Raw genomic sequence first — 17,278 nt, 5'->3', positions numbered from 1 at the left:
CAGCAATATTTATATCAGTAATAAATGGTTTAAAATAAAAATTTTCCCAACGTTGAAGAGCAAACCAAATTCTGAATATTCTGAACTGTCTATAAGCTGGATGTAGCACATCCTTATCATCAAGTCCAAAGTGGTCCTGAATATGGAAATGCACTTCTGCACTAAAATTATCACCTTCAATTTGAAGCGAAGAAAGAGTAATATGTGTTGCCCACGTGTCATGCACGCTAATGCCTAAACCATTGATGCGATCTGTATACTTATCAAATTTTGGCAATATAGTTCTCTCATTAATTTCATGCTGAAATACGTTCTTATATTTTAATGGGAAGTAGCCATTTTCATAATCAATACTCGCTGCCAGTATTTTTTTTATCCTCAGCAAAGAACTCTCAGCCGATTTATCGTTAAGTATTCTCTCCTTCATCGCCTTATCCAGCAAAGGATCCTGAAAAGGCGCGCCTTCGCCATGCTGCATATGCGTAATCATTTTACGTATCAGCCCCTGATACTCCCCTTGCCAAGAATAGGCATCGGATAAATCACGAAACTGGTCAAAAAGCTCGGCGGCGCTCTGCTCAAGACTGATCACTTCTACCCGCGGATCGACATCGCCTGCAAAGCGGTGTGTTTTTTTGATTCCGTTGAAAGGATCAATATTCACCGATACGTTGGTGAGTCCATAGCGAATCTTCAACGCCGCTTCGGTTAAATCACCATAATGCATATCGTCAGCAGCGTAATCATCCATTTTATTTATAGTTTCATAGATTCTGGCCGGTAATAATAATGGTTCTAAGGGTGTATCGTTTAAAACGGGAAAAAGCAATTTTGTAGGCTTATGTGCTTGTGCATAGTGGAGCACCTCTGGTTCAGCCATTGAATAAGGAAGACTTGGTGCCGTGTTGTCACTTTCGCCAAAATAGTCCGAGGAGGCATAAACCTGATTATCAGTACAACGACATGAAACATAATCACCTTCGCCTACCAACATTACATCCTCAAACCAGCCGGTATAGGTACCTATTATTTCATATGAATCTTTGCATCTTCCACACCATGCCTTATCGCCCGAAAGCACCAGCGCTTTTTGTTGATCAAAAATAGTAGAAGATGCACTATTAATCTGTCCGTGGGTGGTTTTATCACCCAACTTAGCGAGACGCCGTGTCATTATTCTTTCTCTATGTTTATGAGGTGGAATCGACACATTAACAGACAGTGATACAATACGGCTTACTCATTCAATATATTGAGAAAGACTAAAGTTTAATAAAATAAAAAACCACCCGAAAGTGGTCTTATTTATAACGCCTGTATTGCCAGGGCAATATCTTTGGAAGTATTCAGCATCCGGACCTGCATAAATACGTCAGTGGCCTCCTGATACTCCTTGCGTAAATAACCTAGCCACTGCTTGATACGCGCCACGTGATATAAACCGGTGTCACCCTGTTTTTCCAAGTAGGTGTATTTTTTTAGCAGTTCAATCACCTGCGGCCACGGCATTTTCGGATCATTATATTTCACCACGCGGCTGAGGTTAGGCACATTAAGCGCGCCGCGTCCTATCATGACAGAGTCACACCCCGTCACCTGCATGCACTGCTGCGCACTGGCGTAATCCCAGATTTCACCGTTAGCAATCACCGGTATACGCAAGCGCTGGCGAATTTCACTGATTGCCTGCCAGTTGATACGGTCGGCCTTGTAACCGTCCTCTTTGGTGCGTCCATGCACGGTCAGTTCCGTGGCACCGGCCTGCTGCACCGCATCGGCGATTTCCAGCGTTTGCGCCAGCGAGTCCCAGCCCAGGCGAATTTTTACCGTGACCGGTAAATCTGCCGGTACGGCCTCGCGCATGGCCTTTGCGCCGAGATAAATCAGCTCGGGATCTTTTAACAACGTCGCACCGCCACCGCTGCCGTTCACCGTTTTTGAAGGACAACCACAGTTAAGATCCACACCATAAGACCCCAGTTCGACCGCACGTGCCGCATTCTCGGCTAACCACTGAGGGTACTGGCCCAGCAGTTGCACTCTCACTCGCGTTCCTGAAGGAGTACGACTGTGGTTATACAGTTCAGGACAGAGGCGATAAAACGATTTTACCGGCAGCAGTAGATCGACCACGCGCAAGAATTCGGTGATACAGAGGTCGTAATCGTTCACTTCGCTGAGAAGTTCGCGCACCAGAGGATCCAGTACGCCTTCCATCGGAGCCAGTAATACTCGCATAGCCGTTCAACCCTTAAAAATGACGCGCAATAATACGGGCGAACGGCTCGCCAAGGCAATGGGCGACTTACTTATAGTTCAGGCTTTCTGCCGGTTGCCTGACCGATTTTGAGCGCGTTGCCCTGCGCGAACTGATAATGGCCATGAGTGGCGCGAGTAAAAACACCATAAACAACCAGAATGCAGCGTGACTGGCTCTTTCTGGGCCGCCGGTTGCATTGATGCCCGACAAGTTGGCAACCGTGCCCGCCAGTGCCGTCCCCATTGCCGCCGCAAACGACTGCACCACGCTAATTGAAGCGCCGGCCTTTTCTTTATCTTCCGGATCGGCCTGCTGCAATACGCGAGTTAATAAATGTGGCCAGCCAAGACCCGTGGCAAATCCTAATACCAGCAATCCCAGCACGATGCCGCCCATATGTAACCACGCCTCGCCCAACACTACCGGCATTGAAACCAGCAGGCACAGTAGGCTAAACAGCATCAACAGCGGTCCGGCCTTAATGGCGGCGCTGGCACGTTTTCCGGTCCAGGCGGCACTCCACATCTCACTTAGCGTCCACCCGGCAGCGGCGGCGGCGGTAATGTATCCCGCCAATAACGGGGATTGCCCGTGTAAGTGTTGCAGGAAATAAGGCACATAAATTTCGCATCCCATACCAATCATCAATAGTGCCATCGTTAAAAACAGCGCACTGAGTGGAGAAGACAAAGAAAGCGCATTACGCGGTAACAGCCTTATCTGTGAGGTAAACTCTCTTTTTCGTAACCAGAGAATAAGCAACGAGGCCAATACGATGCCCAAGATATTGACCCAACCCTGCTCTGACAGGCTGCCCGCAGAAATGGCTAACACCGCGCTGGCCAATAATACCAATTGCAAACGCGGTAAGGGTTCGGCTAGCGGCGCCTTCTCCTGTCTGGCGGGAAGGCTTTTCCACACCATCAGTGCAAACAGCATCGTGATCGGCAGCAGCAGGCCAAAAGCATAGCGCCAGGCGTGAAGCTCGGCGAATACGCCACCAACCGCCGGCCCCACCAGCGTGGCTACCCCCCACATCGCCGAAATCAGCGCCATCGCTCGCGGCCACAGCGCTTCACTGAATACCAGATTGATCATCGCATAGGAGAGTGCAAACAGAAATCCACCTCCTAACCCTTGCACCGCCCTGCCTAACAGTAAAACGGGCATCGAAGGAGCCACAGTGCAGATAGCAGCGCCGAGCATAAAAATGGCGGTAGCGGACAAATAGGCTTTGCGCGGCCCGCATTTGCTGAGCAGACGAGCCGAGAGGGCCGATCCCATAATGGCGCTGACCACAAACAGCGTGGTATTCCAGGCATACCAGGCCATGCCGCCGATATCCTGCACCACCGATGGCAAAATCGTGATCACGATATAGCTGTTGGTCGCATACAGCGCTACGCCTCCGCTCAGAGTAATTGCGCTACCTCGGTTTTCTGCCGTAAACAAACCGCCCCATCCACTGTGATTCTCTGACATTACTGGCATCCCATTTATTGATCCGACACAACGGGATTGAACTCCCGCCGTGATTGGTTTACATTAAAACAAGTTTTTTCTTGGAATAATAATTCCTGCCATAATCTAGGACCCGACGTCACAATATGTCAAGTAAAGACTTGGAAAATTCACAAGGCGCTAAACAAAGCGTTGCCGAACGGTTGCTGATGCTGCTGAAAACTCGCGGTGAGTTGCAGGCCAGCGACGCGGGAAAAATTCTGGGCACCACTGGCGAAGCCATGCGCCAGCAGTTTGTTAAATTGGCCAAAGAGGGATTGGTTGAAAGTAAAGCCATTACCCAGGGCGTCGGCAGACCAGCCCAATATTGGTTGCTGACGGCAGAAGGCCACGCGCGCTTCCCTGACAGTCATGCTGATTTAACCGTGCAATTACTGAGAATGATCCGCTCATCGCTGGGTGAAGACGCGCTGGATAAGCTTATCACTACCCGCGAAACCGAGACGCTGCAACACTACCAAATTGCTATGCAGGGCGCAGATTCGCTGGAAGAGAGGCTGAGTCGCCTGGCGGCAATCCGCACCCGTGAAGGCTATATGGCCGATTGGGAGAAGCAGGAGGATGACAGCTATTTACTGGTTGAAAATCACTGCCCAATTTGCGCGGCGGCGTCCACCTGTCAGGGCTTTTGTCGGGCAGAACGCGAAGTGTTTAGTAAAACGCTGGACGCTCACGTAGAACGCACTGAGCATATTCTGCAGGGTGCTCGGCGCTGTGCTTATCGCATCTGGTTATAGCTGATGAAAGGCAAAAAAAAGCCCTCTGAGACAGAGGGCTTGATAGATATGATTCCGCGAGACGAGGCGTTATTACTCGCCTGAAGACCTGCGGCCACCGGCTGCGCCTGTACGACGTTGACCTGCGTGAGCAGCCCCGCCCTGACGTGGACGTGATGGACGGCTTTCGCCAGACCCATTACCGCCATTGCCGCCATTACCACTGCGTTGGCCATTGCCGCCCTGACGTGGTGCGCCAGAACGTTGTCCGCCGCCGCCCTGGCGTGGTGCACCGCGACCGCCGCCACCGCTGCCCTGACGACCATTAACGATCGGCTCAGCTTTGATTGACGGGTCTGGCTCATAGCCAGGCAACGCAATGCGTGGGATCTCGCGCTTGAGCAAACGCTCAATGTCGCGCAGCAGTTTGTGTTCGTCTACGCACACCAGTGAAATCGCTTCACCGGTAGATTCTGCACGACCGGTACGACCGATACGGTGCACGTAATCTTCAGGTACGTTTGGCAGCTCATAGTTTACAACGTGCGGCAGTTGGTCGATGTCCAGACCGCGCGCGGCGATGTCAGTGGCGACCAGCACCCGAATTCCGCCGGCTTTAAAGTCGGCCAATGCACGAGTACGCGCGCCCTGGCTTTTGTTGCCGTGAATAGCCGCGGCAGTAATGCCGTCTTTATTAAGCAGCTCGGCCAAATGGTTGGCGCCGTGCTTGGTGCGGGTGAAGACCAACACCTGCTGCCAGTTACCGGTACCAATCATCTGCGAAAGCAGTTCTCTTTTACGACGTTTGTCAACGAAGTGAACGCTTTGTTCGATTTGGGTAGAGGCGGTATTACGACGCGCCACTTCAACAGAAGCAGGGTTGGTCAGCAATTTGCTCGCTAGCCCTTTGATTTCATCAGAGAAGGTCGCAGAGAACAACAGGTTCTGACGTTTGGCAGGCAGCTTGGCCAATACACGACGGATGTCGTGAATAAAGCCCATATCCAGCATGCGGTCGGCTTCGTCCAGAACCAAAATTTGTACTTGTGATAAATCAACGGCTCTCTGATGTTCCAGATCCAGCAATCGACCCGGCGTTGCCACCAGAATATCGACGCCGCCGCGCAGTTTCATCATTTGTGGATTAATGCTCACGCCACCAAAAACCACCAGCGAACGCAGGCTTAAGTGCTTGCTGTAAGCCGTGACGTTTTCACCGATCTGAGCCGCCAATTCGCGGGTTGGCGTGAGGATCAGAGCACGAACCGGACGACGTCCTTGAATCGGAACGCTGGTGTTGAGGAGCAATTGCAAAACAGGCAGGGTAAAACCGGCGGTCTTACCCGTACCGGTTTGAGCGCTGGCCATCAAATCACGGCCCTGCAGCACAACAGGTATTGCCTGCTGCTGTATAGGCGTAGGTGTGTTATAGCCCTGCTCTTCAACAGCACGCAGAATGTCGGCACTCAGGCCGAGAGAATCAAATGACATATAGGGAAAAACTCCAGTCCACTCTAACCCGAACAGGTTCGGTGCAGTTTCAAGAATGGATGATCAGACGAGGCAAATGAGGCATTACCACGAGGATTCGGCACAAACTGCAGTGCGCCAGTTGTGGATATTCTAACAGATATCACAGCAACACGCGCATTTATATGATTCAAGCTGTAAATGAGTGCGTGTATGCCGGACAAACTCTCAATGATTGGAGAGACAGAGAGACACAAAATCCCCCCTCTTATTTCTATCTTCTCAACCCCTTGAGAACATTCCCCTTTATTAAAAGAGATGTCTTATTCAGATCAAGGCCATTCCGAAAAAAAATATGTCAATGTGTAACTAGAAGTTACATTGCAATTCAAACGGGTAAAAAGGAATTTAAATGAAAATAAGACATTTTTTGGGAGCTGCTATCAGTCTGGCTTTATTAAGCTCTGCTTCCTCAGCTATAGCTGGAAATATTGATACAAAAATTCTTAACGGCGAAGAAGCTGCTCCCGGTGAGTTTCCTGCTTATGTCGCGATCATTACCAATGGCGATGCTGAGATATCACCCAATAGCCACACATGTGGCGGCGTAATGGTGAATAAAGAGTGGTTCCTTACGGCAGCGCATTGCGTAAATAAAATGGATGCGGATAAGTATGAAGCACTGATCGGTTTAGAGCAGTACTGGCCTAAATCCATTTTCAAAGAAAGTGCCGAGTTTGAAAAAGTCGTTATTCATCCTGATTATGACCACGCGGGTCAAAATGATATCGCTTTAGTTAAGCTCGCTCACAGCGCTAAAACGAACAGTTTTGGCAAATTTAATGGCATCGATGACAACATCAAGCTTCCCGTCGGTACTCCCCTAACCGCGATTGGCTTCGGTGCAACCCACAACTCCATTACCTCTACCAAACTGATGAAAACACAGGGGGCTATTTTTGCTAAAAAATTCTGCATAGATAAACCAGAAGGTTATCCAGATACCAACTTTAATCCGGCCAACAATTTATGCATCGGCAACCCGGATGATGTTTCGCAAGGAACCACAGGTAAAGGTGACTCTGGCGGCCCATGGATGTTTTTAAACAGCCAGGGTGATTATATTGTCTCGGGCTTAGTGTCACGCAGTTTATGGCAGGTGGGACAAGTAACAAAAGTGTCGGCTCATGCTGATTGGATTAAAAAAACTATCGCAGCCGAGGGTCAGGCAGACAAAGCACCGGTTGCCAAAATAAGCACAACCTCTGAGCAAATTGCCCCAATCTCTTGGTTATCACTCAGTGGTGCAAGCTCCTCTTCTCCAGAAGGGATTTCGCCGCAGGAATTTAACTATAAGTGGAAAGTTCTAACGAATATCAAGAAGGTTCAAATATCGCACAATCAAGGAGTTTCAACCCGCGTTCGCCTCATCGAACCCGCCAGCAAAAATTTTAAAGTAAAAATTCAGCTGACCGTTACCGATCCGCAAGGCCGTGAAACTATCACAGTCAAAGAGTTGAAAGCGGTTAAATAAAGCACCACAGGGCGTTGGTGCAAAAACCTACCACCAACGCCACTCGCCCTGATTTTGGCCAATGCGACTAATAAGCCCCTACCAAAATCATCATCCTATTCCTGATAGCCCAAACACCTCATGTTTTAATAACCTTCAAGCAAAACCCACCTTAAACAAAGTGGCAATTTATATCCCCAACTTAACCTAAAAACGATACTTTGTGCCGCCAAATTGCCTAAGCTTGCTATAGCGTCGTTAATTAATCCATGCTTAACGTGTTACCACTTTTTGTCATTCTTATAAAACTTTAGCTTGCTATGATTACAGAGGTTAACTATTTCATTCATAAGGCAACGCCGTAATAAAATGGAAACGTGGAAACTTAATTTAATCTCCGTCTGGCTAGGCTGTTTCTTTACCGGTCTGGCGATGAGTGAAATACTGCCCTTTCTACCGCTGTACGTTGAGCAACTTGGCGTTCATGACCACGAAGCGCTAAGCATCTGGTCTGGCGTCGTGTTTAGCGGCACGTTTCTGGTTTCAGCGTGCGTGGCTCCACTTTGGGGAAGTCTGGCCGACCGCAAGGGGCGCAAACTGATGCTGCTGCGCGCCGCTCTTGGCATGGCCATTGTCATGGTGCTGCAAGGCTTCGCGCAAAACGTCTGGCAGCTGTTTATTCTTAGAACACTGATGGGGCTGACATCGGGTTACATTCCCAACGCGATGGCGCTGGTTGCATCACAGGTTCCACGCGAGAAAAGCGGCTGGGCCTTGGGCACGCTCTCAACCGGTCAGGTAGCCGGGGTCATTATCGGCCCGCTGCTCGGCGGATTTATGGCCGATACGCTTGGCCTGCGCACTGTCTTTTATGTCACCGGCGGCCTGCTGTTCATCAGTTTCCTGATAACATTTTTCCTGATTAAAGAGCGCGTAGTGCCGGTTACCAAAGCCAATCGCCTCAGTGGCAAAGCGGTATTTACGACGCTGCCGTATCCGATGCTGATTATCAGTCTGTTTGTCACCACCATGATGATTCAGTTGGCAAACGGTTCTATCAGCCCAATCCTCACTCTGTTTATTCGCAACCTTTCAGACAACACCCATAATATTGCCTTTATCAGCGGCGTGATTGCGGCAGTGCCGGGCGTTTCTGCACTGCTCGCAGCGCCCAAGCTGGGCAAGCTCGGTGACCGCATTGGCGCACATCGGGTGCTTATCGTCGCGCTCGTATTTTGCTTCGTGCTGTTCTGTTTGATGGCCACTATCAGCACGCCGGTTCAATTAGGCATCTTGCGCTTTTTACTGGGATTCGGCGACGGTGCATTAATGCCTGCGGTGCAGGCATTGCTGGTTAAATACAGCAGCGAACAGGTCACCGGACGCATCTTTGGCTATAACCAGTCGTTTATGTATTTAGGCAACGTTGCAGGTCCACTGATTGGTTCCGGCGTCTCCGCCGCACTGGGTTTCCGCTGGGTATTTTTAGTGACTGCAATCTTGGTATTGATGAATGCGGCACAGATTTGGTGGAGTTTTAGAAAGATTCCGACCGGCGTGCGGGTTAAATAATTAAGGGTAATCAATAAAAAAGGGAGCCGTGAGATTTTACTCGCCGCTCCCTTTTTAGTCTTTTTACTGCTTATCTTCTGTTACCGAAAATACGTAGCAGCATCAGGAACAGGTTGATGAAATCAAGGTACAACGTTAACGCACCGACGATGGAGTACTTACGGAAGTTGTCTTTGTCGTTTACAGACAACTGCTCACCCATGTTTTTCAGCTTCTGGGTGTCGTACGCCGTCAGGCCAACAAACACCACTACGCCGATGTAAGTCACCGCCCACATCAAGGCCGAGCTTTTCAACCAGATATTGACCACCGATGCTAACACAATGCCAATCAGCGCCATGAACAGCAGGCTGCCCATGCGGCTTAGATCGCGTTTAGTGGTGTAACCAAACACGCTCATTGCACCAAACATCCCGCCTGCAACCAAGAAGGTAGCGGCAATCGATGAACCGGTATAAACGATAAAAATACTCGAAATCGTCAGTCCGGTCAGGGCCGAGTAAAGCATAAATAGCCCGGTGGCAACGGTGCCACTAAGACGATTAACCATGCCTGAGATAACGAATACCAGCGCGAGCTGGAGAATAATCAAACCGAAAAAGGTTATCTGGCTTGAGAAAATAAATCCGAGGATCTGTGGTGAGCGCGAGGCATACCAAGCGACGAAAGCGGTCAGCAGCAGACCACAGGTCATCCAGCCATAAACCTGTGCCATATAGGCTTGAATACCGCTGTTGGCGCGTTCAACGATGGAACCATTAGTGCGTGGATATCGATCCATGATGCTTACCTCTTACATGGAGGACAAAAACAAGGCTGAGATTGCAGCCTACCGGTAATCTAAGCCTATCATAAAAATCCATCGCTGCGCGTTACACCGGTGACCAGTAAACAATTGGTTTACAAAAGCGCACTGTCGCAGCCAACGCCGCGACAGTGCCTAGGACCCATCAGCTCCTCGACGTCATAGGTGATGTAGTAAGGCGGCAAGAGAGTCAGTCCCGATGAGCTGACACAAGTCAGTGATTCGGGCGCACGAACGCAGCCAACGCCGCGACAGTGCCTGGCCCCATTAGCTCCTCAACGTCATAGGTGATGTAGCAAGGCGGCAAGAGAGTCAGTCCCGATGAGCTGACATTAGTCAGTGATTCGGGCGCACGAACGCAGCCAATGCCGCGACAGTGCCTGGCCCCATTAGCTCCTCAACGTCATAGGTGATGTAGTAAGGCGGCAAGAGAGTCAGTCCCGATGAGCTGACATTAGTCAGTGATTCGGGCGCACGAACGCAGCCAATGCCGCGACAGTGCCTGGACCCATCAGCTCCTCGACGTCATAGGTGATGTAGCAAGGCGGCAAGAGAGTCAGTCCCGATGAGCTGACACAAGTCAGTGATTCGGGCGCACGAACGCAGCCAACGCCGCGACAGTGCCTGGACCCACCAGCTCCTCGACGTCATAGGTGATGTAGCAAGGCGGCAAGAGAGTCAGTCCCGATGAGCTGACATTAGTCAGTGATTCGGGCGCACGAACGCAGCCAACGCTGCGACAGTGCCTAGGACAAAGAGGACCAGCGCTTTGCGGCAGCCTGATCCGTATCTCGGGACTCCACCCAGCGGTCGCCCTGCTCTGTGGCCTCGCGTTTCCAGAAAGGGGCGCGAGTTTTCAGGTAGTCCATGATGAATTCTGTGGCGTCGAAAGCCATGCCGCGATGGGCGCTGGTGACGCCAACGAAGACGATTTCATCACCGGGAAACAGCGCGCCGATACGGTGATAAACACTCACTCGCTGCAGCGGCCAGCGTTGACGGGCTTCGTCAACAATGTCGGCGAGCGCCTTTTCGGTCATGCCGGGATAGTGCTCCAGCGTCAGGGCACTGACGTTGTCGCCGAGATTGTGATTTCGTACCTTACCGGTAAACGTTACTACCGCACCGTCGGCGTCGGACTGCGCCAACCATTGATATTCGTCACCGACGCTAAAAGGCGCGGTATTGACCACAATACGCGTTGCTTGCATGATTCAACCTCCGGTAACCGGCGGAAAAAAAGCCACTTCGTCACCGTCTTTGATGATGTGAGTCGCATCGACCAACGTCTGGTTCACCGCCACCAGCAGTTTGCCCGATTCAAGCGCCAGCGCCCAACGATCACCGCGCTGGCATAATGCCTGGCGCAATGCCTCAACGTTGTCGAATTCTGCTGATAACTGAAGACTACCTGTGCCTACTAGCTCACGAACCTGAGCGAAAAACAAAACCTCAATCATGATTCCACCTTGAAGTCGCCAGATTTTCCACCCCTTTTCTCCAGCAGGCGAATCGGGCCTAGCACCATATCTTTCTGCACCGCTTTACACATGTCATAAATGGTCAGGGCTGCGACGGAAGCGGCCGTTAGCGCTTCCATTTCAACGCCGGTTTTACCGCTCAGGCGGCAAAGGCTTTCAATTCGCACACGGTTGAACTCAGGCTGCGCCTCAAGCTTCACTTCGACCTTAGTCAGCAACAGCGGATGACATAATGGGATCAGATCCCACGTCTTTTTGGCGGCCTGAATACCGGCAATGCGCGCCGTGGCAAACACATCACCTTTATGGTGGTCGCCTTTAACAATCATCGCCAGCGTGCTGGCAGCCATTGAAACATAGGCTTCAGCACGCGCTTCACGAACGGTTTCTGCTTTAGCGGAAACGTCCACCATGTGGGCCTCACCGGAGGCATTGATATGCGTCAGACTAGACATAGTTTTGTTTTACTTTCTTACGTGAGGAATAAAGTTGCAGGGGCGGTTTCGCGCATCAAGCTGTGAAGAAATGATCTGCTCCCAAGCCATTGTGCAGGCATTGGTCGACCCAGGTATGGCAAAAATAACGGTTTGATTCGCCATGCCGGCCAGCGCGCGTGACTGAATAGTCGCCGTGCCGATGTCCTCATAGGAGAGCATGCGGAACAGTTCTCCAAAGCCTTCTATTTCGCGGTCAAACAACGGTTTTAATGCTTCAGGCGTGTTGTCACCGGCAGTAAATCCAGTGCCGCCGTTGATAATCACTGCACCAATTCGCTCGTCGGCTATCCACTGCGACACGACGGCGCGGATCTTATAGAGGTTATCTTTTATGATTTCTCGCGCAACGACGTGGTGACCCGCTTCCGTTGCGGCCTCATTGAGGTGGTCACCGGAGCTGTCGTCAGCCTCGGTGCGACTGTCGGAAACGGTAAGTATAGCTATCGAAAGCGCCTGAAATTCGCTACTGGCTTTGCTCATAAATTTTCCCTTTGGCGATTAGCCACCAATAAATGAGAGATTCTGCGTGATACCGGTATTGCCCTGATGCAGGAAATGGGTCTGTTTTTTGCTGCTCAATCCTCCCTGAATGCGTTCCATCAGCGCGTCCTGCTGCAGGTCATCGGCCAGCAGATCACGCAAAGGAATACCCTGCTCACCGAACAGGCACAGATGCAGATTACCGACAGCCGATACGCGCAGCCGGTTACAAGTGGCGCAAAAATCTTTCTCATAAGGCATGATCAAGCCGATTTCGCCGACGTAGTCAGGATGGCTGAATACCTGAGCCGGACCGTCACTGCGGCTGCGGCCTTGCAATGTCCAGCCTTGCTGTAGCAACTGATCGCGAATTACCTGACCGGATACGTGATGTTTGCGGAACACATCCCCGCCGTCGCCCGTTTCCATGAGTTCGATAAAGCGTAGCTGAATTGGCCGATCTTTGATCCAGTTTAGAAAGGTGTGCAGGCTGGCGTGGTTAACATCGCGCATCAATACGGCGTTGACTTTCACCTTTTCAAAACCCGCCTCGAAAGCGGCGTCAATTCCGTTCATCACTTCACGAAATTTGTCTTGGCCGGTGATCGCGTGGAACTGACGTGCGTCAAGACTGTCAACACTCACATTGATAGCGGTAAGCCCGGCGTCGCGCCAGGTACTCACGTCACGCGCTAAACGATAACCGTTAGTGGTTACCGCCAGATGGCGAACTTGAGGATTTTCACGCACGGCGGCGATTATCTCGCTGAAATCACGGCGCAGAGAGGGCTCTCCGCCGGTAAGACGAACTTTTTCAGTGCCGAGATTGGCAAAAGCGCGGCTAACCCGACGGATTTCGTCGAGTGAAAGAAAGCTTTTATTGTTGTGACCCTGAGGTTTATAGCCGTCTGGCAGGCAATACGTGCAACGGAAATTACACACATCAGTGATCGACAGGCGCAAGTAATAAAACTTGCGCGCAAATGCGTCAGTTAGTTGTGGCACCTTGTTAACACCTTTCCAAATACGGGAGATGCGGGCATTTCTACCCTGCACCCTGGTGACGGAGCGTCACGGCCAGGGCACCTTATTGATTGATGTGCGACGCAAACGACGCAACGAGCAAACAACTTAGGCACCAAGGCTAGGAGTTCAATTCTTCAGACCAAGAGCGTCTAGAAGAACGCGGTTGAGCCATAGTGTAACGCCGCAAAAAGGCATACGCCAAGCATGTTCTTCGCTATGTAATTGGTTATACAGCGTTTTTCTTTCTTGGCTAAAATAAAAATACCTATTAAATCAAGCGCATTTGCAAACTCTCTGATAAGTACGAAAGATAACAAGTTAATGGAAAATTGGGTAAAATTGTTTCAGAAAATTTTATGCTGTCGATACCGCTAAACTCACCGCCGTTTACGCGTAGAGAGGCAGAGGAGTGTCAATGCTGGACGAAGGGGAATTATGCGAAACAGGACGTTAAGTGACTTGGATAGAGTGGTAGCACTGGGCGGCGGTCACGGACTGGGGCGCGTAATGTCGTCACTTTCGTCGCTGGGCTCGCGCCTGACCGGCATTGTCACCACAACCGATAACGGCGGATCTACGGGGCGAATTCGTCGATCGGTAGGCGGCATCGCCTGGGGAGATATGCGCAACTGTCTTAATCAGCTGATCACCGAGCCTAGCGTGGCCTCGGCGATGTTTGAATATCGCTTTAGCGGCAGCGGCGAGCTTGACGGACATAATCTGGGCAATCTTATTCTGCGCGCGCTAGACAGCCTCAGCGTGCGTCCGCTTGAGGCAATGAATCTGGTACGCAGTCTGTTGAAGGTTGATGCCGAGCTGATCCCGATGTCGGAAGATCCGGTCGATCTGGCGGCTATCGATCATTACGGCAATTTGATTCACGGCGAAGTGAATGTCGATCAAATGCTCAAAATACCGCAGCAATTGATGCTCGAACCTGAGGTTGGCACCACGCGGGAAGCATTAGAGGCCATCGCCGAAGCGGATTTGATTGTTATTGGACCTGGCAGCTTTTTCACCAGCCTGATGCCGCTGCTGCTGCTCAAAGATTTGGCGACCGCGTTGCGCCGCAGCCGCGCCCACATTGTGTACATCAGCAACCTCGGCAAAGAACTTAGCGTAGCCGCCGCCTCGCTGACTCTGCAAGACAAACTCAACATGATTGAAAAGCAGATTGGCCGTTCGGCTATCAGTGCAGCCATCGTGGGGCCTGCCGTTCATTTGGGTGAAGCGGCCAACCGCTTGATTATACAGGGTCCACTAGAGGCACAGGACGTCCCCTATCGTCACGACAGAGAACTGCTAAGGCTGGCACTTGAGGAGGCGCTACAGAAGATGGGAAAAGTCTAAATCAGCCCTTTTCAGCGTCGTTTTTCTTCAGCATGGGATGATTATTCCACGGGCTGTCGGCGGCCGGCTTAGCGGTGCTAACCTTCTTGCCTGCCACATCCTTGCCTGACGTAGCCACATTGGCAGCATCAGGTCCGGAGCGCCGTTTGCCTTTGCGGCTCATATCCGGCTTTAATAATCCTTCGACAAAATCAAGATACAGCGTCTCGACTTCGGTGCGCGCCCACGGCGTGCGCCTTAAAAACTTGAGGCTGGACTTGATGCTCGGATCACTCTTGAAGCAGTTGATGTTCACCTGCCCCGCCAACGTCAGCCAGCCAAAATTTTCCACCAAAACGGTGAGTAGTTTTTCCAGCGTGACGCCGTGGAGGGGATCTTTTGGTTTAATGTCGGTCATGAGCAGCGGCCACAGATAAAGTCAGGGCGCGAAGTTTATCACTTCTGGCAGCAATGCAATACCCTATAGATTTCGCGCTGAACGAGGACATCCAACGCCCCCACAGCGTGAAAGTGAGGGGTATTTAAGACAACGCGATAAATTGGTCTCTGAGAGCGTGCAGCTCATCACGCGTATTGGCTGCATCTTCGAACTCCAGATTCTGCGCGTGCTGATACATTTTGGCCTCCAGCTCGCGAATACGCTGCTCCAACGCTTTTGGCGTAAGCGTTTTGAAGGTTGCGGCCGCCTGTGCTTCGCGCATCTCTTTGTTCTTTTTGAACTTCGGCTGACCCAGTTGCAGTATATCGCCGATTTTCTTGTTCAGGCCCTGCGGTGTGATGCCTCTTTCCAGATTATAAGCTTCCTGCTTGGCACGACGGCGCTCGGTTTCTTCTATTGCCCTTGCCATCGATTTGGTAATTTTGTCGCCGTACAGAATCGCTTTTCCGTTGAGATTTCGCGCCGCACGACCAATGGTCTGAATAAGTGAACGTTCCGAACGCAGGAAGCCCTCTTTATCAGCGTCAAGAATCGCCACCAGCGAGACCTCAGGCATGTCGAGGCCTTCTCGCAGCAGGTTGATACCGACCAGCACGTCAAACTCGCCCAGACGCAGGTCACGAATGATTTCAACGCGCTCTACAGTGTCGATATCGGAGTGCAGATAGCGCACCTTCTCGCCGTGCTCGGTGAGGTATTCGGTGAGGTCTTCCGCCATGCGCTTGGTCAGCGTAGTCACCAGCACACGTTCGTTGACCGCAACACGTTTGCGGATCTCTGAAAGCAGGTCATCAACCTGCGTCCCCACCGGACGCACTTCAATCAGCGGATCGAGCAGGCCGGTCGGACGTACAACTTGTTCAACAATATCGCCGCCGGACTTTTCAAGCTCGTAATTGCCCGGCGTAGCAGAAACGTAAATGCTCTGCGGCGCCGAAGCTTCAAATTCTTCAAAGCGCATTGGCCGGTTATCCAGCGCCGAAGGCAGTCGGAAACCGTACTCAACCAGCGTTTCTTTACGCGAACGGTCACCTTTGTACATACCGCCGATTTGCGGAATGGTGACATGCGATTCATCAACAATCAGCAGGCCGTCGGCGGGTAAATAGTCAAATAACGTCGGCGGTGGCATGCCTTCGCCGCGCCCGGAGAGATAGCGTGAATAGTTTTCGATCCCCGAGCAGTAGCCCAGCTCGTTCATCATCTCTAGGTCAAACTGGGTACGCTGACTGATCCGCTGCTCTTCCAGCAGTTTATTATTGGCCAGCAGGTTTTTGCGACGATCGGCCAGTTCAACTTTGATCTCTTCCATCGCCTGCACGATACGCTCACGCGGGGTGACGTAGTGCGTTTTTGGGTAGATGGTGAAGCGCGGCACTTCGGTGGAAATTTGGCCGGTTAAAGGATCGAACAGCGAAAGCCTTTCCACTTCCTGGTCAAACAGCTCAATACGGAGCGCCAGGTCGTCAGACTCGGCCGGGAAGACGTCGATTACCTCACCACGCACGCGGAAAGTACTGCGCTGAAACGCCTGATCGTTACGCGCGTATTGTAATTCAGCCAGTCGGCGAAGGATGGCGCGTTGGTCAATGATCATGCCCTTGGTCAAGTGCAGCATCATTTTAAGATACAGGTCAGGATCACCCAGACCGTAGATAGCAGACACTGACGCCACCACGATCACGTCTTTACGCTCAAGCAAAGCCTTGGTGGCGGAAAGACGCATCTGCTCAATATGTTCATTTACCGAGGCATCTTTTTCGATAAAGGTGTCGGAGCTAGGCACATAGGCTTCGGGCTGGTAGTAGTCGTAATAAGAGACAAAATATTCAACCGCATTCTCGGGAAAGAATTCTTTCATTTCGCCATAGAGCTGCGCGGCCAGCGTTTTATTTGGCGCCAGCACCATCGTCGGGCGGTTTAGATCGGCAATCACGTTGGCAACGGTAAAGGTTTTGCCCGAACCGGTTACACCAAGCAATGTCTGATGCGCCAGACCGTTTTCCAGCCCTTCTTCCAGGCGACGAATAGCCTCAGGCTGATCGCCCGAAGGTTTGAAATCGGAATGTAGTTTAAAAACTTTGCTCATTGCGGGCTACCTGAGATGAGAACGTGCGAGACCGGTGAGGAGGATCAGTATGGAAGACT

The 17,278-nt window shown here is 51.3% G+C and carries 16 protein-coding genes and 1 riboswitch; of the genes, 4 read left to right on the top strand and 12 right to left on the bottom strand.

The features are described from left to right. The 3 genes from BS639_RS12045 to BS639_RS12035 all read right to left on the bottom strand — a co-directional run. Nucleotides 1-1,174, bottom strand: a 1,174-nt coding sequence (locus tag BS639_RS12045) for a PAAR domain-containing protein (RefSeq protein ID WP_084983186.1), incomplete at its 3' end; no start/stop codon positions are given. A gap of 131 nt (nt 1,175-1,305) precedes the next feature. Then, complete coding sequence (gene dusC, locus BS639_RS12040) at nt 1,306-2,238, bottom strand: tRNA dihydrouridine(16) synthase DusC (RefSeq protein ID WP_055777531.1); 933 nt, start codon at nt 2,236-2,238, stop codon at nt 1,306-1,308. Nucleotides 2,239-2,305: 67 nt separating this feature from the next. Further along, nucleotides 2,306-3,742, bottom strand: coding sequence for an MFS transporter (locus BS639_RS12035; RefSeq protein WP_084983185.1), 1,437 nt, complete (start codon nt 3,740-3,742; stop codon nt 2,306-2,308). A gap of 125 nt (nt 3,743-3,867) precedes the next feature. On the opposite strand from BS639_RS12035, the gene BS639_RS12030 reads away from it, so the two are divergent. Then, on the top strand, nt 3,868-4,518 hold the full coding sequence (locus BS639_RS12030) for a helix-turn-helix transcriptional regulator (RefSeq protein WP_084983184.1): 651 nt from the start codon (nt 3,868-3,870) through the stop codon (nt 4,516-4,518). A gap of 72 nt (nt 4,519-4,590) precedes the next feature. On the opposite strand, the gene rhlE is transcribed toward BS639_RS12030, so the two are convergent. Further along, complete coding sequence (gene rhlE / locus BS639_RS12025) at nt 4,591-5,988, bottom strand: ATP-dependent RNA helicase RhlE (RefSeq protein WP_055777524.1); 1,398 nt, start codon at nt 5,986-5,988, stop codon at nt 4,591-4,593. Nucleotides 5,989-6,379: 391 nt separating this feature from the next. On the opposite strand from rhlE, the gene BS639_RS12020 reads away from it, so the two are divergent. Together BS639_RS12020 and BS639_RS12015 are read left to right on the top strand one after the other, a co-directional pair. Then, nucleotides 6,380-7,501 carry a S1 family peptidase gene (locus BS639_RS12020; protein WP_084983183.1) on the top strand — a complete coding sequence of 374 codons (1,122 nt, stop codon included), beginning with the start codon at nt 6,380-6,382 and terminating at the stop codon, nt 7,499-7,501. 348 nt (nt 7,502-7,849) lie between these two features. Continuing rightward, nucleotides 7,850-9,052 (top strand): multidrug efflux MFS transporter, encoded by a 1,203-nt coding sequence (locus BS639_RS12015; RefSeq protein WP_084983182.1) that lies wholly within the window; start codon nt 7,850-7,852, stop codon nt 9,050-9,052. A gap of 70 nt (nt 9,053-9,122) precedes the next feature. Here the strand turns inward: BS639_RS12015 and BS639_RS12010 are convergent, their stop codons facing one another. The 6 genes from BS639_RS12010 to moaA form a co-directional block, all read right to left on the bottom strand. Then, complete coding sequence (locus BS639_RS12010) at nt 9,123-9,833, bottom strand: Bax inhibitor-1/YccA family protein (protein WP_055777513.1); 711 nt, start codon at nt 9,831-9,833, stop codon at nt 9,123-9,125. Between the two features lie 770 nt (nt 9,834-10,603). After that, nucleotides 10,604-11,068 carry a molybdopterin synthase catalytic subunit MoaE gene (gene moaE / locus BS639_RS12005; RefSeq protein WP_084983181.1) on the bottom strand — a complete coding sequence of 155 codons (465 nt, stop codon included), beginning with the start codon at nt 11,066-11,068 and terminating at the stop codon, nt 10,604-10,606. A gap of 3 nt (nt 11,069-11,071) precedes the next feature. Beyond that, the gene (gene moaD / locus BS639_RS12000) at nt 11,072-11,317 is read right to left on the bottom strand and encodes a molybdopterin synthase sulfur carrier subunit (protein ID WP_055777506.1); all 246 of its coding nucleotides are present in this window, start codon (nt 11,315-11,317) and stop codon (nt 11,072-11,074) included. Next, on the bottom strand, nt 11,314-11,793 hold the full coding sequence (moaC, locus tag BS639_RS11995) for a cyclic pyranopterin monophosphate synthase MoaC (protein WP_084983180.1): 480 nt from the start codon (nt 11,791-11,793) through the stop codon (nt 11,314-11,316). Before moaC ends, moaD begins: the two co-directional genes overlap by 4 nt. A 9-nt stretch (nt 11,794-11,802) precedes the next feature. Further along, on the bottom strand, nt 11,803-12,315 hold the full coding sequence (moaB, locus tag BS639_RS11990) for a molybdenum cofactor biosynthesis protein B (RefSeq protein WP_084983179.1): 513 nt from the start codon (nt 12,313-12,315) through the stop codon (nt 11,803-11,805). Between the two features lie 18 nt (nt 12,316-12,333). Continuing rightward, the gene (gene moaA, locus BS639_RS11985) at nt 12,334-13,320 is read right to left on the bottom strand and encodes a GTP 3',8-cyclase MoaA (protein WP_055777498.1); all 987 of its coding nucleotides are present in this window, start codon (nt 13,318-13,320) and stop codon (nt 12,334-12,336) included. Then, nucleotides 13,313-13,478: riboswitch (molybdenum cofactor riboswitch) on the bottom strand. Its footprint overlaps the gene before it by 8 nt. A gap of 298 nt (nt 13,479-13,776) precedes the next feature. Between moaA and BS639_RS11980 the strand changes: the two genes are divergently transcribed. Next, nucleotides 13,777-14,691, top strand: a complete 915-nt coding sequence (locus BS639_RS11980; protein ID WP_055777495.1) for a gluconeogenesis factor YvcK family protein — start codon at nt 13,777-13,779, stop codon at nt 14,689-14,691. Nucleotide 14,692: 1 nt separating this feature from the next. On the opposite strand, the gene BS639_RS11975 is transcribed toward BS639_RS11980, so the two are convergent. Both BS639_RS11975 and uvrB read right to left on the bottom strand, forming a co-directional pair. Further along, a complete protein-coding gene (locus BS639_RS11975) occupies nt 14,693-15,088 on the bottom strand; it encodes a VF530 family protein (RefSeq protein ID WP_055777492.1) in 396 nt (131 codons plus the stop codon). A gap of 124 nt (nt 15,089-15,212) precedes the next feature. Continuing rightward, nucleotides 15,213-17,219, bottom strand: coding sequence for an excinuclease ABC subunit UvrB (gene uvrB / locus BS639_RS11970; protein WP_055777490.1), 2,007 nt, complete (start codon nt 17,217-17,219; stop codon nt 15,213-15,215). Nucleotides 17,220-17,278: the final 59 nt, after the last annotated feature.

Source organism: Rouxiella silvae (assembly GCF_002093625.1).
Classification (GTDB): domain Bacteria; phylum Pseudomonadota; class Gammaproteobacteria; order Enterobacterales; family Enterobacteriaceae; genus Rouxiella; species Rouxiella silvae.
This window is presented reverse-complemented; position numbering and strand designations above follow the sequence as displayed.

What these genes read in the sequence shown, in the direction of transcription:
- dusC (WP_055777531.1), bottom strand. Translation starts at nt 2,238, where the DNA reads ATGCGAGTATTACTGGCTCCGATGGAAGGCGTACTGGATCCTCTGGTG.
- BS639_RS12035 (WP_084983185.1), bottom strand. Translation starts at nt 3,742, where the DNA reads ATGTCAGAGAATCACAGTGGATGGGGCGGTTTGTTTACGGCAGAAAAC.
- BS639_RS12030 (WP_084983184.1), top strand. Translation starts at nt 3,868, where the DNA reads ATGTCAAGTAAAGACTTGGAAAATTCACAAGGCGCTAAACAAAGCGTT.
- rhlE (WP_055777524.1), bottom strand. Translation starts at nt 5,988, where the DNA reads ATGTCATTTGATTCTCTCGGCCTGAGTGCCGACATTCTGCGTGCTGTT.
- BS639_RS12020 (WP_084983183.1), top strand. Translation starts at nt 6,380, where the DNA reads ATGAAAATAAGACATTTTTTGGGAGCTGCTATCAGTCTGGCTTTATTA.
- BS639_RS12015 (WP_084983182.1), top strand. Translation starts at nt 7,850, where the DNA reads ATGGAAACGTGGAAACTTAATTTAATCTCCGTCTGGCTAGGCTGTTTC.
- BS639_RS12010 (WP_055777513.1), bottom strand. Translation starts at nt 9,833, where the DNA reads ATGGATCGATATCCACGCACTAATGGTTCCATCGTTGAACGCGCCAAC.
- moaE (WP_084983181.1), bottom strand. Translation starts at nt 11,068, where the DNA reads ATGCAAGCAACGCGTATTGTGGTCAATACCGCGCCTTTTAGCGTCGGT.
- moaD (WP_055777506.1), bottom strand. Translation starts at nt 11,317, where the DNA reads ATGATTGAGGTTTTGTTTTTCGCTCAGGTTCGTGAGCTAGTAGGCACA.
- moaC (WP_084983180.1), bottom strand. Translation starts at nt 11,793, where the DNA reads ATGTCTAGTCTGACGCATATCAATGCCTCCGGTGAGGCCCACATGGTG.
- moaB (WP_084983179.1), bottom strand. Translation starts at nt 12,315, where the DNA reads ATGAGCAAAGCCAGTAGCGAATTTCAGGCGCTTTCGATAGCTATACTT.
- BS639_RS11980 (WP_055777495.1), top strand. Translation starts at nt 13,777, where the DNA reads ATGCGAAACAGGACGTTAAGTGACTTGGATAGAGTGGTAGCACTGGGC.
- BS639_RS11975 (WP_055777492.1), bottom strand. Translation starts at nt 15,088, where the DNA reads ATGACCGACATTAAACCAAAAGATCCCCTCCACGGCGTCACGCTGGAA.
- uvrB (WP_055777490.1), bottom strand. Translation starts at nt 17,219, where the DNA reads ATGAGCAAAGTTTTTAAACTACATTCCGATTTCAAACCTTCGGGCGAT.